The sequence below is a fragment of the Pseudomonas sp. GW821-FHT09H03 genome, from assembly GCF_059415945.1.
In genome coordinates, this window is sequence record NZ_JBWKOF010000010.1 from 183,462 (window position 1) to 197,519 (window position 14,058).

Here is a 14,058-nt window from a genome sequence, read left to right on the forward strand (position 1 = left end):
CGTACGCAGATTTTGTGTCCGCTACAGATTCACTGTAGGAGCGAGCATGCTCGCGATGAGGCCGGCACATCCAACATCTCTGGTGACTGACACTGCGCCTTCGCGAGCAAGCCCGCTCCCACAGTGGATCTGTGGTAGTACGCAGATTTTGTGTCCGCTACAAATTCACTGTAGGAGCGAGCATGCTCGCGATGAGGCCGGTACAAACAGCATCACTCCCCGGCGATAAAACTCACCCGCACCTTCAACCCCGCCTGCTCGCCATCATGCAGACTGATCTGTGCCAGGTGCGCGCGGCAGATTTCTCCGACAATCGCCAAGCCCAATCCCGAACCGGCCACCTGCTGGTTACGCCGGTAAAAACGTTCAAACACCCGGTCACGTTCATCCAGAGGAATCCCCGGTCCGTCATCCTCCACCTCAAGCACCGCCGGGGCCGTGACGCGCAGGATCACATTGCCACCCGGCGGCGTGTGGGCCAGGGCGTTATCCACCAGATTGCTCAGCAGTTCGTTCAACAGCGTCGGTTCACCGCGCAACCACACCGGTTCGTCCGCTTCCAGCGCCAGTGCGACACCGCGTTTATGCGCCAAGGGTGCCATGGCCATGCCCAGCTCCCGTGCCAGCTGACTTAGATCCAGCAACTGCGCGCCGCCTTCGGCAATGGCCCTGGCGCCATTTTCGACCCGAGCCAGGGACAGCAACTGATTGGCCAGATGGGTCAAGCGGTCAGTACTCTGCGCTGCGGTTTCCAGGGTACTGCGCCAGGCCTGCGGTTCACTTGAGCGCATGCCCAACTCCAGGCGTGCCTTGAGCGCTGCCAACGGGGTTCGCAGTTCATGGGCCGCATCGGCAATGAACTGCGCCTGGCGTTCGAACTGCCCGCGCAAGCGCTCGGTAAAGTGATTGAGCGCACGCACCAACGGCCACAACTCATGTTGCACTTCCACCAGCGGCAATGGCCGAAGGTCATCCGGCTGACGCTCTTCCACCGCCGAGCGCAAGCGCTCCAGCGGACGCAGCGCGGCACTGACCGCAAACCACACCACCATCAACGCACCAATCGCCAGCATGCCCAGACGCAGCAAAGTGTCCGCCGCCAGACTGCGGGCCATGCTGACGCGCGCCTCATCAGTCTCCGCCACGCGGATTTCCGCCATGCCGTTCATGTTCGGTTCGCTGACCGGCTTGAGCAGGCTCACCACTCGCACGTTCTGCCCTCGATAGGTCGCGTTGTAAAAACGCGCCAGGGCCGGATAGTCGTCGGTGCGAGGCGTACCGGGAGGTGGTGGTGGAAGGTTTTCGTAACCGGAAATCAGCTTCTGATTGATGTCGTTGACCAGGTAGAAAATCCGCCCGGCGCTGTCGTAAGCGAAGGTATCGAGGGCTACATAAGGTACGTCCGCACTCAGCGTGCCGTCGCGCTGGGTGACGCCGGCGGCAATGGTCCGCGCCGATGCCAGCAAGGTCCGGTCATAGGCGGTGTCGGCGGCCTCGCGACCGTTCCAGTAGGCGCTCAGACCGCTGGCCAGCATCAGTACCACCAACAACAGCGCGAGGTTCCATAGCAACCGCCAGCGCAGGCTGTTGGGCTTATGCATCGCGGCTTTCCAGCAAGTAGCCGAGGCCGCGGAAGGTCACGATGGCGACCGGCTGGCCATCGAGTTTCTTGCGCAAGCGATGCACGTAGATTTCGATCGCATCGGGGCTGGCTTCTTCGTCTAGGCCGAACACCTGCGAGGCCAGTTGCTCCTTGCTCATCACTCGGCCAGGCCTGGCAATCAAGGCTTCGAGCACGGCCTGCTCGCGGGAAGTCAGGGTCAGCAGTTCTTCGCCGAGGGTGAAGCGCCGGGTTTCCAGGTCATAGGCCAGCACACCGCAGCGCTGGATGCGCTCACCGCCCAGCACGCTGCGGCGCAGCAAGGCTTTGACCCGGGCTTCGAGCTCGCTCAGCTCGAAAGGCTTGGCCAGGTAATCGTCGGCACCCAGGTTCAGGCCATGGACCCGATCCTTGACGTCACTGCGGGCGGTGAGCATCAGCACCGGCAGATTCTTGCCCCGGGCACGCAGGCGCGCCAGCACTTCGAAACCATCCATGCGCGGCAGGCCGACATCGAGAATCGCCATGGCGTATTCCTCGCTGCCCAGCGCCAGATCGGCAGCCACGCCATCGTGCAGCACGTCCACGGTCAACCCGGTGCTTTTCAGTGCCTGGGCGACACTATCGGCGAGCTGCAGATGATCTTCGACGAGCAGGACACGCATGGATCTTTACCTCGTTCAGGGATGGTCGACGCCATTCTTTGGCGCGGAGTTTACCGCCGCAACCGACGCTGTGAAGCCCGAAAAAACATGAAAGCCCGATGAAAGGTTAGCGAAAGGTTGGCACGTTAGAGTCGGCCCACGGATGGTTTCGACTGCAGACCATCGAATCGTAGTTTGAAACGTGCCTTGCCATGTAACTACCGAAAAACGCCTTGAAGCGTTTTCGCCAATAAGAACAATAAACGAGGTATTGCATCATGCTGCCCACACAGCTTCAGGCTTGCCCGCCCCGCCCACTTCATCGATCCCCTGTTCTTACGCTTGCCAGCGCCGAAGCCGGCTGCTCGTCGTTCAGACCGCGCCGAACTGAACACACTCAAAGCGTAAGAAATCGTCGCGCTTGAATCATCCCCAAAAACAATAACTCCCGTGGAGACAACAATGAATCGATCACTGCGCCGTTTCGCCCTCGCCGCCAGCTGTGTGCTGTTCGCCGGCCCACTCATGGCCGAGCCAAAACGCCCGGAATGCATCGCCCCGGCCTCGCCCGGCGGTGGTTTCGACCTGACCTGCAAACTGGCGCAAAGCGCGCTGGTCAACGAGAAACTGCTGAGCAAGCCGATGCGCGTGACTTACATGCCCGGCGGTGTCGGTGCGGTGGCCTACAACGCAGTGGTCGCCCAGCGCCCTGCCGATGCCGGCACGCTGGTGGCCTGGTCCAGTGGCTCGCTGTTGAACCTGGCCCAGGGCAAGTTCGGTCGCTTCGACGAAACCAACGTGCGCTGGCTGGCAGCGGTGGGCACCAGCTACGGCGCCATCGCAGTGAAAAACGATTCGCCCTACAAGACTCTGGACGATCTGGTGCAGGCCCTGAAGAAAGATCCGAGCTCCGTGGTGATCGGTTCCGGCGGCACCGTCGGCAGCCAGGACTGGATGCAAACCGCGCTGATCGCCAAAGCCGCCGGGATCAACCCGCGGGACCTGCGCTACGTTGCCCTCGAAGGCGGCGGTGAAATCGCCACCGCCCTGCTCGGCGGTCACATCCAGGTCGGCAGCACGGACATTTCCGACTCCATGCCGCACATCCAGAGCGGGGACATGCGCCTGCTGGCGGTGTTCTCCGACAAGCGTTTGGACGAGCCGGAGATGAAAGACATCCCTACCGCCAAAGAGCAAGGCTACGACATCGTCTGGCCGGTGGTTCGCGGCTTCTACCTCGGGCCGAAAGTCAGCGATGAAGACTACGCCTGGTGGAAAGACTCCTTCGACAAACTGCTGGTGTCCGAGGAATTCGCCAAGCTGCGCGATCAGCGCGAACTCTTCCCGTTCGCCATGACCGGCCCGGAGCTGGACACCTACGTGAAGAAGCAAGTCGCGGACTACAAAGTGCTGGCCAAAGAGTTCGGCCTGATCCAGTGATCGCCTCTGTCTAGCGGCTGCGGCTCCGTTTTGCGGAGCCGCGGCACAGGAGTTCCTTATGCTCTTACAACGTATTTTCGCTTCGGTGCTGTTGCTGGCCTGTGTCGGCCTGGCCTTGATGGCGTGGCCGTATCAAGCGGCTTTTTCCTACGAACCGGTGGGGCCTCGGGCCTTTCCCTTGCTGATGCTCGCCTTGATGGGTTGCGCGCTGTTGTACATGGCGTTTCGACCGACACCTATCGTGCACAGCGAAGACGACCCGAAACTGGACCGTGAAACCCTGAACAAGATTGGCCTCTGCATCGTGCTGCTGCTGATCTTCGCCGGGTTGTTCGAACCTCTGGGCTTCATCCTCAGCAGCATCCTGATCGGTATTCCGATGGCGCGCCTGTATGGCGGTCGCTGGCTGCCCAGCGTGGTCGTCACCACGCTGATGGCCGTTGGACTCTACCTGTTGTTCGACAAGTTGATGGACGTGCCGCTGCCCTTGGGCCTGCTCGACGTTCTGGAGAACTGATATGGATACCCTTGGCTATTTGGGTCAGGGTTTCGGCGTCGCGCTGAGCCCGTACAACCTGGTGACCGCCCTCTGCGGCACCCTGATCGGCACCGTCGTCGGTTTGTTGCCGGGCCTGGGCCCGATCAACGGCGTGGCGTTGTTGATCCCGATCGCGTTCGCCCTCGGCCTGCCACCGGAATCGGCGCTGATCCTGCTGGCGGCGGTGTACCTGGGCTGCGAATATGGCGGGCGGATCAGCTCGATCCTGCTGAACATTCCGGGCGAAGCCTCCACCGTGATGACCACCCTCGACGGTTACCCGATGGCCCGCAAAGGCCTGGCTGGTGTGGCCTTGTCTCTGTCGGCTTGGAGTTCTTTCATCGGTGCGTTCATCGCCACCTGCGGCATGGTGCTGTTTGCCCCGCTACTGGCGAAATGGGCAATTGCCTTCGGCCCGGCGGAATACTTCGTGCTGATGGTATTCGCCATTGTCTGTCTGGGCGGCATGGCCGGTGACCGACCACTGAAAACCTTTATCGCCGCATTGATCGGCCTGTTTCTGTCGACCGTTGGCATCGATGCCAACAGCGGTGTGTACCGCTTCACCGGCGACAACATCCACCTCACTGACGGCATTCAGTTTGTCGTGCTGGTGCTGGGCCTGTTCTCCATCAGTGAAATCCTCCTGCTGCTGGAAAAAACCCATAGAGGCCAGGAAGCGGTGAAGGCGACCGGGCGCATGATGTTCAACTTCAAGGAAGCTTCAGCGGTGTTCGTTGTGAACATCCGTTGCGGTGTATTCGGTTTCATCATGGGTGTATTGCCGGGGGCCGGTGCAACCCTGGCCAGCGCCGTGGCCTACATGACCGAAAAACGTATCGCCGGCGCCAAGGGTACCTTCGGCCAGGGCGACATGCGCGGTCTCGCCGCTCCGGAAACCGCCATCGGTGCATCCGCCTGCGGCGCCCTGGTGCCGATGCTGACCCTCGGCGTGCCGGGTTCGGGTACGACGGCGGTGATGATCGGCGCCCTGTCGCTGTACAACATCACTCCCGGCCCCCTGCTGTTCCAGCAGCAACCGGACATCGTCTGGGGCCTGATTGCCTCGTTGTTCATCGCCAACATCATGCTGGTGATCCTCAACATTCCGATGATCCGCATCTTCACCCGCATCCTCGCCGTGCCGAACTGGGCACTGGTGCCGGTGATCGCGATCATCACAGGGATCGGCGTCTATGCGGTGCACGCCACCACCTTCGACTTGTTCCTGATGGTCGGCATCGGCATCTTCGGCTACATCCTGCGTAAACTGGACTTCCCGCTGTCGCCGGTACTGCTGGGGTTCATTCTCGGAGGGCTGATGGAACAAAACCTGCGTCGCGCGCTGTCGATTTCCAACGGTGCGCTGGAAATCCTCTGGTCGAGCCCGATCACCTTCGGTGTCTGGGTGCTGACCGTGGTCATGCTGTTGGTGCCGCTGCTGCGGATCTGGCGCAAACGTTCGGTTGCACGGCGCGTTATCGCCGATGTCTGATCGAACACCCTTCAAAGCCTGGTGGGGAACCCCGCTGGTCGGCCTGCTCGGCGGATACCTCGCCAGCCAGGTCGGCTGGCCTCTGCCGTGGATGGTCGGCTCGTTGCTGGCGATCATCCTCGTGCGCTGCCTGACTCCCTGGCAACTGGCGGAAATCCCGGGCGGGCGCAAGTGCGGCCAGTGGGTCATCGGTATCGGTATCGGCCTGCACTTCACCCCGGTGGTGATGGAACAGGTGCTCAGTCATTTCGGTTTGATCTTCTTCGGAGCCTTGGTCACCAGCCTGTCCGCCGTGGTCGGGGTCTGGTTGATGCGGCGCACCGGTGAAGATCGCGCCACCGCGTTTTTTTCCAGCATGCCCGGCGGTTCAGGGGAGATGGTCAACCTCGGCGCCCGCAATGGCGCGGTGCTCAGTCGCGTGGCGGCGGGGCAGAGTTTGCGGGTGCTGGTGGTGGTGCTCTGTGTACCGGCGGCATTCAAGTATTTGATGGGCGACGGTACGCCGGTCTCCCATGCCACCAGTGTGGACTGGCGCTGGCTGGCACTTCTATTCCCGGCGGGCGCTTTGGCGGCCTGGATCTGGGAGCGCCTGCGTCAACCCAACCCCTGGCTGTTCGGGCCGTTGCTGGTGACGGCTGCGGTGAGCATCGGTTGGGACCTGCACATCGCCTTGCCCAACGGCGGCAGCGAGATCGGCCAATGGCTGATCGGCAGTGGTCTGGGTTGTCACTTCAACCGGCAGTTTTTCCGTCGCGCCCCGTCGTTCATGGGCCGGACGTTGATCGGCACGGTGCTGACCATGCTGATCGCCACGGCGGCGGCATTGGCCCTGAGTGCGCTGACCCATCTGGATCTGCGGTCTCTGACATTGGGCATGATGCCCGGGGGGATTGCCGAGATGAGCCTGACGGCGCAAACCCTGCAACTGTCGGTGCCGCTGGTAACGGCGATGCAGGTGATGCGGTTGTTGTTTGTGTTGTTTCTGGCGGAGCCTTTGTTCAGATATTGGAACCGCAATCCAGAGTAAAGACCGGGTTAAATTCATCGCCAGCAGGCTGGCTCCCACAGGTTTTGTAAACACCGCAAAATCAATGTGGGAGCCAGCCTGCTGGCGATGCTTTTCAAACCGGCGGCAACCGCCACTCGATCGGCGTCTCGCCATTCTGTTCGAGAAACTTGTTGGTCCGGCCAAAGTGCCCGCAACCGAGGAAGCCACGATAGGCCGACAGCGGTGACGGATGCACCGAGGTCAGCACCAGGTGCTTGGTCGCATCGATCAGCTTCTGCTTGCTCTGGGCATGCGCGCCCCACAGCATGAACACCAGATGTGGCTGATGCTGGCTGACCACTTCAATGATCCGGTCGGTGAAAAACTGCCAGCCCTTGTCCTTGTGCGCGTTGGCGTTGGCGCGTTCCACCGTCATGGTGGTGTTGATCATCAGCACGCCCTGATCGGCCCAGCTCTGCAGGTGGCCGTGATTGGGGATGTCGATGTTCAGGTCGCGCTTGAGCTCTTTATAGATGTTCACCAGCGACGGTGGCGCCGGCACCCCGGGTTGCACCGAAAAGCACAGGCCATGGGCCTGGCCCGGTCCGTGATACGGGTCCTGGCCAAGGATGACCACCTTGACCTTGTCCAGCGGGGTAGAGTTGAGCGCGTTGAATATCATCGGACCCGGTGGATAGATCTCTTTGCCGGCCGCGCGCTCCTGTTGCAGAAAGTTTCGCAACTCTTTCATGTAGGGCTGGTCGAATTCGGCACGCAGGGCCTCCTTCCAGCTCGGTTCGAGTTTGATACGGTCATCTGCAGTCATGGTTACATCCGGTAAAGACAATGGGGCGAACCCTAGGAAACCCTCCCTGGCTTGTCAATTGCTCTGACGCAGATCCAGCACTTTCCTACGCAGCGATCATACTGAACGTTCAAATTCCCGATCGAGGTCACGATGAATCTGCACTTCGAAGAACTCACCGGCACCGACGGCGCCCGTATCGGCATCGCCAGCCTGGACGCCGAACAGTCACTCAATGCCCTGTCCCTGCCGATGATCAACGCCCTGCGCGAGCGCATGGACGTTTGGGCCAGGGACGCGCAAATCGTCTGCGTGCTGTTGCGCGGCAATGGCGCAAAGGCTTTTTGCGCCGGCGGCGAAGTGCGCAGCCTGGTGGACGCCTGTCGTGCCCACCCGGGTGAGGTGCCGCCATTGGCCGCGCAATTTTTTGCCGCGGAGTATCGCCTGGACTTCAACCTGCACACCTACCCCAAACCGCTGATCTGCTGGGGCCATGGTTATGTGCTCGGCGGTGGCATGGGGTTGTTGCAAGGCGCAAATATCCGCATCGTCACACCGAGCAGCCGCCTGGCAATGCCCGAGATCAGCATCGGCCTGTACCCGGACGTCGGCGCCAGCTGGTTCCTGTCGCGACTGCCGGGCAAGCTCGGGTTGTTCCTGGGGCTGACCGGTGCCCATATGAACGGCCGCGACGCCATTGACCTGGACCTGGCGGACCGTTTCCTGCTCGATGAGCAGCAGCAGGACCTGATCGAAGGTCTGTTGCAATTGAACTGGCAGGAACAGACACCCATGCAGCTCAACAGTCTGCTCAAGGCGTTGCAGCAGGAAGCCGTAGCCGGGATGCCCGAAGCCCAGTGGCTGCCACGTCGTCGACAGATCGACGAATGGCTGGATGTCAGTGATGTGCGTTGCGCGTGGAAAGCCATCAGTGCGTTGGCCGATCACACCGACCCGCTGCTCAGTCGGGCGGCGAAGACCATGAGCGCAGGCTCGCCACTGACTGCGCATCTGGTCTGGGAGCAGATCCAGCGCGCCCGGCACCTGTCACTGGCCCAGGTTTTTCAGATGGAATACACCCTGAGCCTCAACTGCTGCCGTCATCCGGAGTTCAGCGAAGGGGTGCGCGCGCGGTTGATCGACAAGGATCAGAAGCCCCACTGGCACTGGCCGGATGTCAACAACGTGCCGGATGCGGTCGTGGAGGCGCATTTTCACAAGGCGTGGGAAGGTCGGCACCCGTTGGCGGATCTGTCGTCGGAATACTGAAAACCGATGTGGGAGCGGGCTTGCTCGCGAAGGCGGAGTGTCAGCCACATTCTTGTTGTCTGACACTCCGCCTTCGCGAGCAAGCCCGCTCCCACAAATGGATCGCTATAACAGTTAGTTAACGGTTACCGCCGCGGCCCGCGCGGCCGCCACGACTACTGTGATTATTGCCCGCGCCATGACTTCCGGAATCATTGTTCCAGCCACTCCGGTTATGGCCGTCCCACCCACGATTCTGATGCGCCCGGTAGTCGCTCCGCGACGGCTGCTGGTAATAACGCGGCGACTGTTGGGTATGACGCGGCGACTGGTAGTAGTGCCCAGCCGGTTGATAGACCCGTGGCTGCGAGTAGTAGCGCGGCGTGGGCTGGTAATACCGTGCAGGTGGAGCGTAGTACCGGGCAGGCGGCGAGTAGTAGCCGCCACCATTGGAGTAATAGCTACCGCCGGTGTAATAGTTTGGCGCTGACGAGGTATAGACCTCTGACCTGTAGTAACCGTCTCCTCCATCGTAATAAGGCACGCATCCGCCCAGGGACAAACCCAACACTGCAAGCAGTAGAATTCGGCGCAGCTTTTTTTGACAGAGCATGGCGGCCTCCTGGACCGCGAGTGAGCCATACCAGCGACGCTGGCAGGCGGCAGTCAATAGTTCTGTGACTGTCGAAATATCAGACATCGAATTCGAGACCTGGTGCGCCCTCGCAACAAGTTGAAACACCTCGCCGATGAAAGGTTTTTCATCCATGCAGGTTTCGGATCAGCGGCCAGCCACGCCGCATCTCAGTGCACTAATGCACCATCACAAGGCAAGCCGCCCCGGCACTTAAACACGTTGATGCCCGCACCGCCCGTCCCAGAGCCTTCCACCGGACTTGGCACGGCTCTCGCTTAAACAAAGCCAGTGCAGGAGTCACACAGGTTCGCGGCACCACAATTTGCAAATGGCTGACTAGGGTTCCGGCTCGCTTCGCGAGTGACTGGTCCGAGAGTTGGCGACCTCCAGTTGAGGTTACACGGCGGGACAAAAGCCCGGGAGAAAAGCCACCGTTAGCGGTGCCGCTGCCTTCCTGTCCGCCCTTGATCAACTGGAGAACCACCATGTCCCAGCTTCGTTTACCCGCCCTGCTCGCCGCGGCCTTCGCCGCCATCGTGAGCTTTTCGTCCCAGGCCGCACAGAAAGATCACTTCAGCGTCTGCTGGACGATCTATGCCGGCTGGATGCCCTGGGAATATGCCGGCAGCCAGGGCATCGTCGACAAATGGGCGAAAAAGTACGGCATCAAGATCGATGTCGTGCAGCTCAACGACTACGTCGAATCGATCAACCAGTACACCGCCGGCCAGTTCGATGGCTGCACCATGACCAACATGGACGCGCTGACCATCCCCGCAGCCGGTGGCGTCGACAGCACCGCGCTGATCGTCAGCGACTTCTCCAACGGCAACGACGGCATTGTGCTCAAGGGCGAAGGCAAGAAAATCACCGACCTCAAGGGCATGGACGTCAACCTCGTCGAGCTGTCGGTCTCCCACTACCTGCTGGCCCGGGCCCTGGATTCGGTGGACCTCACCGAGAAAGACCTGAAAGTGGTCAACACCTCCGACGCCGATATCTCGGCCGCCTTCAACACCGATCAGGTCAACGCCGTCACCACCTGGAACCCGATGCTTTCGGACATCAAGGCCAAACCTGCGGTGACCGAGGTGTTCAACTCCAGCCAGATCCCCGGCGAAATCATGGACATGATGGTGGTCAACAGCGCCACCCTCAAAGACAACCCGGCCCTGGGCAAAGCGTTGACCGGTGCCTGGTTCGAAGTGGTCGAGTTGATGAACGCGAAAAACGCCGCCAGCCAAGCCGCCCTGGAACACATGGCCAAAGCTTCGGGCACCGACCTGGCCGGTTTCCAGGCGCAACTGGACACCACCAAATTGTTCGCCACCCCCCAGGAAGCCCTCGCGTTCTCCACCAGCAAGCAACTGCCGGAAACCATGCGCAAGGTTGCCGAATTTTCCTTCCAGCACGGCTTGCTGGGTGAAGGCGCCAAGGACACCAGCGCGGTCGGCATGGACTTCGCCAACGGCGTGACCAGCGGCGACAAGGGCAACCTCAAGCTGCGCTTCGATCCGACTTACGTGCAGATGGCCGCCGACGCCAAGCTGTAAGAAGAGGACCTGGCCATGCGCCTGATCAATCGCCACCCGGATCGCCCGAGTCGCCTGCTGTTGGTGATCCTGCCGTTCGCCCTCGTGCTGTTCGCCTACTTCCTGGGCTCGGCCGAGCGACTGGCGGACAACCCCAACGACAAGCTGCTGCCCAGTGCCGTGCAGATGACCGACGCGGTGAAACGCCTGGCCTTCGTCGCCGACGCGCGCACCGGTGAATACCTGCTCTGGCAGGACACCGCCTCCAGTCTGCGCCGCCTGGCCATCGGCCTTGGCATCAGCGCTTTGGCCGGCCTGTGCCTGGGCATGGCCGCCGGCACGCTGCCGTTGTTCGGCGCGCCGTTGTCGCCGTTGCTGACGGTGCTGTCGATGGTGCCGCCGCTGGCGATTCTGCCGATCCTGTTCATCGTCTTCGGCCTCGGGGAGTTGTCGAAAGTGATGCTGATCGTGATCGGCATCACTCCGTGCCTTGCCCGTGACCTGGAGCAACGCGCCCGTGAAATTCCCGTCGAGTTGCTGATCAAGGCCCAGACCCTCGGCGCGTCGACCTGGACCCTGATGCTGCGGGTGGTCTTGCCACAGTTGCTGCCACGCCTGCTGATCTCACTGCGGCTGATGCTGGGCTCGGCGTGGTTGTTCCTGATTGCCGCAGAAGCCATTGCCTCCACCGACGGCCTCGGCTACCGGATTTTCCTGGTGCGCCGCTACCTGGCGATGGACGTAATTCTCCCCTACGTGGTGTGGATCACCCTGCTCGCCTGGCTGATGGATTGGGGGCTCAAGCGCCTGACCCAACGTGCGTTCCCCTGGTACGAAGGAGCGCGGGCATGAGCTTTATCACCGTGAAAAACGTCTGGCAGCAATACGCCGATCTGGTAGTGCTCGAAGGCTTGAATCTGAGCGTCAGCGAGGGTGAGTTCTGCACCTTGGTCGGCGCGTCCGGTTGTGGCAAATCGACCTTTCTGCGCCTGCTGCTGGGGCAGGAGCGCGCCAGTCGCGGCGAGATCCTGCTGGACGGCCAGCCCCTGGCCGGTGAACCGGATGCCAGCCGTGGCGTGGTGTTCCAGCGCTATTCGGTGTTCCCGCACCTGAGCGTGCTGGACAACGTCGCCCTCGGCCTGGAACTGCCACGCTCGCCGCTGCTTGGACGTCTGTTCGGCAGCGCCAAACGTGACGCCCGGGAACAGGCTTCGGTGCTGCTGCACAAAGTCGGCCTCGGCCACTCGCTGGACAAGTACCCGGCGCAGCTCTCCGGCGGCATGCAGCAACGGCTGGCCATCGCCCAGGCGCTGATCATGAAACCACGGGTACTGCTGCTCGACGAGCCGTTCGGCGCCCTCGACCCGGGTATCCGCAAAGACATGCACAGCCTGCTGCTGGAGCTGTGGCGCGAGACCCGACTGACGGTGTTCATGGTCACCCATGACCTGTCCGAAGGCTTCAGTCTCGGCACGCGCCTGATGGTATTCGACAAGGTCCGCGTCGACCCGCACGCCCCGGGCGCCTATGGCGCACGCATCACCTACGACATCCCTTTGAACAGCGACCGCCGCACCACCCGTGCCGCCGTCGACGCCCTGCCGGCACCGCTGGCGGGCACGCTGCGTATCGCTTGAGAGGAATTTGCCCATGACTGATTCGACCCAACTGTTCCCGCCCTTCGCCGAAGAAATGCTGCCCGGCGGCGGCCACCGCTCGTTCGTGTTGAAACGCGGCCAGCTATTGCGCCTGACCGACCTGCGCGGCGGTGCCAACGTCAGCCTGACGCTGCTCAATGCCAACGAGAAAACCGAGCGCCTGAACCTGCCCGACAGCCTCAAATGCCAACACACCGCCAAGCTGACGACAGGCCATTGCCTGTACTCGGACATGGGCCGCGTGCTGGCTGCCATCACGGCCGACACCTGCGGCTGGAGCGACAGCCTGGGCGGCGTGCTCTGCGCTGAAGAAGTCGCGCAAAAATACGGCGAAGGGCGCTATCAGGAACTGCGCAACGGCTTCTTCCGCAACGGCACCGACAACCTGCTGGTGGAACTGGGCAAGTGGGGGCTGGGCCTGTCCGACCTGCTGATGACACTCAACCTGTTCAGCCGGGTGAACGTCGATGAGGCCGGACGTTTTCACTTCGTCGAGGGCAACTCCAAGGCCGGCGACTACATCGAGCTGTACGCGCCGATGGACACCCTGGTGGTGCTCACCGCCCTGCAACATCCGATGGACCCGTCACCGCAATACGCCCCCAAACCCTTGAAGCTCAGCTGGATGAACGCTGACGCCAGCGTCGCCGAACACTGCCGCACTTCGCGCCCGGAAAACGAGCGCGGCTTCATCAACACCGACCGTCTGTTCGCCTGAGGATCGCTGCCATGTCACTCGCTATCGCCACCGCTGCTTCCAATGGAAATGCCGCAAGCAGGCAGCCAGAAACCGCGATCTACCGCGCCACCATCCCCGCCGGCGAACCCTGGCTGATGGAGGTCAAGGCCGGCCAGACCTTGCGCATCCTCGACCTGGAGGGCAACCAGGCCGTCGACACCCTGTTCTACAGCGTCGCCAACCCGAAGGAACGCTATGACGTACAGCGCACCTTGCGCCGGCAGAACAGCGTGTACCTGAGCACCGGCAGCGTGCTGTATTCCAACCTCGGCAAGCCGATGCTGAGCATAGTCGCCGACACCTGCGGCCGTCACGACACCCTCGGCGGTGCCTGCGCGCAAGAGAGCAACACCGTGCGCTACGCCCTGGAGAAACGCTACATGCACAGCTGCCGCGACAACTACCTGCGTGCCTGTGTCCACGACGGTCGCCTGGGCAAGGGCGATATCGGGCCGAACATCAACTTCTTCATGAACGTGCCGGTCACCGCTGATGGCGGGTTGACCTTCGAAGACGGGATATCCGCCCCGGGTAAATACGTCGACCTGCGTGCCGAGATGGACGTGATCGTGCTGATCTCCAACTGCCCGCAACTGAACAACCCGTGCAACGCCTATAACCCCACCCCTGCGGAGCTGCTGGTATGGAACTGAAATTAGCGCGGTTGCGTAAATGGTTGTTTTCCCTGTGCCAGTCCCGCTCCGGCCAGTGCCTCAAAAAGTAAAACCACCACA

General features: G+C 61.8%; 14 protein-coding genes and 1 riboswitch. Of the genes, 10 read left to right on the forward strand and 4 right to left on the reverse strand.

Annotation, left to right across the window (positions count from 1 at the left end; all coding sequences use genetic code 11):
• Positions 1-212: 212 nt before the first annotated feature.
• Both AC07OG_RS16450 and AC07OG_RS16455 read right to left on the reverse strand, forming a co-directional pair.
• Positions 213-1,601 carry a sensor histidine kinase gene (locus AC07OG_RS16450; RefSeq protein WP_060541230.1) on the reverse strand — a complete coding sequence of 463 codons (1,389 nt, stop codon included), beginning with the start codon at positions 1,599-1,601 and terminating at the stop codon, positions 213-215.
• Positions 1,594-2,265, reverse strand: coding sequence for a response regulator (locus AC07OG_RS16455; RefSeq protein WP_060541229.1), 672 nt, complete (start codon positions 2,263-2,265; stop codon positions 1,594-1,596). Before AC07OG_RS16455 ends, AC07OG_RS16450 begins: the two co-directional genes overlap by 8 nt.
• Positions 2,266-2,706: 441 nt before the next feature.
• Between AC07OG_RS16455 and AC07OG_RS16460 the strand changes: the two genes are divergently transcribed.
• Genes AC07OG_RS16460 through AC07OG_RS16475 form a run of 4 tightly spaced genes read left to right on the forward strand, consistent with a single transcriptional unit; the run spans position 2,707 to position 6,744 of the window.
• A complete protein-coding gene (locus tag AC07OG_RS16460; protein WP_218425701.1) occupies positions 2,707-3,684 on the forward strand; it encodes a Bug family tripartite tricarboxylate transporter substrate binding protein in 978 nt (325 codons plus the stop codon).
• 58 nt (positions 3,685-3,742) lie between these two features.
• A complete protein-coding gene (locus AC07OG_RS16465) occupies positions 3,743-4,201 on the forward strand; it encodes a tripartite tricarboxylate transporter TctB family protein (RefSeq protein WP_060541227.1) in 459 nt (152 codons plus the stop codon).
• 1 nt (position 4,202) lies between these two features.
• Positions 4,203-5,717 (forward strand): tripartite tricarboxylate transporter permease, encoded by a 1,515-nt coding sequence (locus tag AC07OG_RS16470; protein WP_060541226.1) that lies wholly within the window; start codon positions 4,203-4,205, stop codon positions 5,715-5,717.
• Entirely contained in the window at positions 5,710-6,744 is a 1,035-nt protein-coding gene (locus tag AC07OG_RS16475; RefSeq protein ID WP_495067507.1) for an AbrB family transcriptional regulator, read from the forward strand. The genes AC07OG_RS16470 and AC07OG_RS16475 overlap by 8 nt, the downstream gene beginning before the upstream one ends.
• Positions 6,745-6,838: 94 nt before the next feature.
• On the opposite strand, the gene ung is transcribed toward AC07OG_RS16475, so the two are convergent.
• Positions 6,839-7,531 (reverse strand): uracil-DNA glycosylase, encoded by a 693-nt coding sequence (ung, locus tag AC07OG_RS16480; RefSeq protein ID WP_495067508.1) that lies wholly within the window; start codon positions 7,529-7,531, stop codon positions 6,839-6,841.
• 132 nt (positions 7,532-7,663) lie between these two features.
• Here ung and dspII point away from each other — a divergent pair, with 132 nt between their 5' ends.
• Positions 7,664-8,779 carry an enoyl-CoA hydratase/isomerase DspII gene (dspII, locus tag AC07OG_RS16485; protein ID WP_218425698.1) on the forward strand — a complete coding sequence of 372 codons (1,116 nt, stop codon included), beginning with the start codon at positions 7,664-7,666 and terminating at the stop codon, positions 8,777-8,779.
• A 118-nt stretch (positions 8,780-8,897) separates the two neighbouring features.
• Here the strand turns inward: dspII and AC07OG_RS16490 are convergent, their stop codons facing one another.
• Positions 8,898-9,371 carry a hypothetical protein gene (locus tag AC07OG_RS16490; RefSeq protein ID WP_082457492.1) on the reverse strand — a complete coding sequence of 158 codons (474 nt, stop codon included), beginning with the start codon at positions 9,369-9,371 and terminating at the stop codon, positions 8,898-8,900.
• A gap of 349 nt (positions 9,372-9,720) precedes the next feature.
• Positions 9,721-9,820: riboswitch (guanidine-I (ykkC/yxkD leader) on the forward strand.
• 60 nt (positions 9,821-9,880) lie between these two features.
• On the opposite strand from AC07OG_RS16490, the gene AC07OG_RS16495 reads away from it, so the two are divergent.
• From AC07OG_RS16495 to AC07OG_RS16515, 5 genes are read left to right on the forward strand one after another with little or no spacing between them, the layout of a single operon-like run.
• Positions 9,881-10,948, forward strand: a complete 1,068-nt coding sequence (locus AC07OG_RS16495) for a putative urea ABC transporter substrate-binding protein (protein ID WP_495067509.1) — start codon at positions 9,881-9,883, stop codon at positions 10,946-10,948.
• Between the two features lie 15 nt (positions 10,949-10,963).
• Complete coding sequence (locus AC07OG_RS16500) at positions 10,964-11,779, forward strand: ABC transporter permease (RefSeq protein ID WP_495067510.1); 816 nt, start codon at positions 10,964-10,966, stop codon at positions 11,777-11,779.
• Entirely contained in the window at positions 11,776-12,564 is a 789-nt protein-coding gene (locus AC07OG_RS16505; protein ID WP_495067511.1) for an ABC transporter ATP-binding protein, read from the forward strand. The genes AC07OG_RS16500 and AC07OG_RS16505 overlap by 4 nt, the downstream gene beginning before the upstream one ends.
• Positions 12,565-12,577: 13 nt before the next feature.
• Positions 12,578-13,303, forward strand: a complete 726-nt coding sequence (locus AC07OG_RS16510) for an urea amidolyase associated protein UAAP1 (protein WP_495067512.1) — start codon at positions 12,578-12,580, stop codon at positions 13,301-13,303.
• Between the two features lie 11 nt (positions 13,304-13,314).
• The gene (locus tag AC07OG_RS16515) at positions 13,315-13,977 is read left to right on the forward strand and encodes an urea amidolyase associated protein UAAP2 (protein ID WP_495067513.1); all 663 of its coding nucleotides are present in this window, start codon (positions 13,315-13,317) and stop codon (positions 13,975-13,977) included.
• Positions 13,978-14,058: the final 81 nt, after the last annotated feature.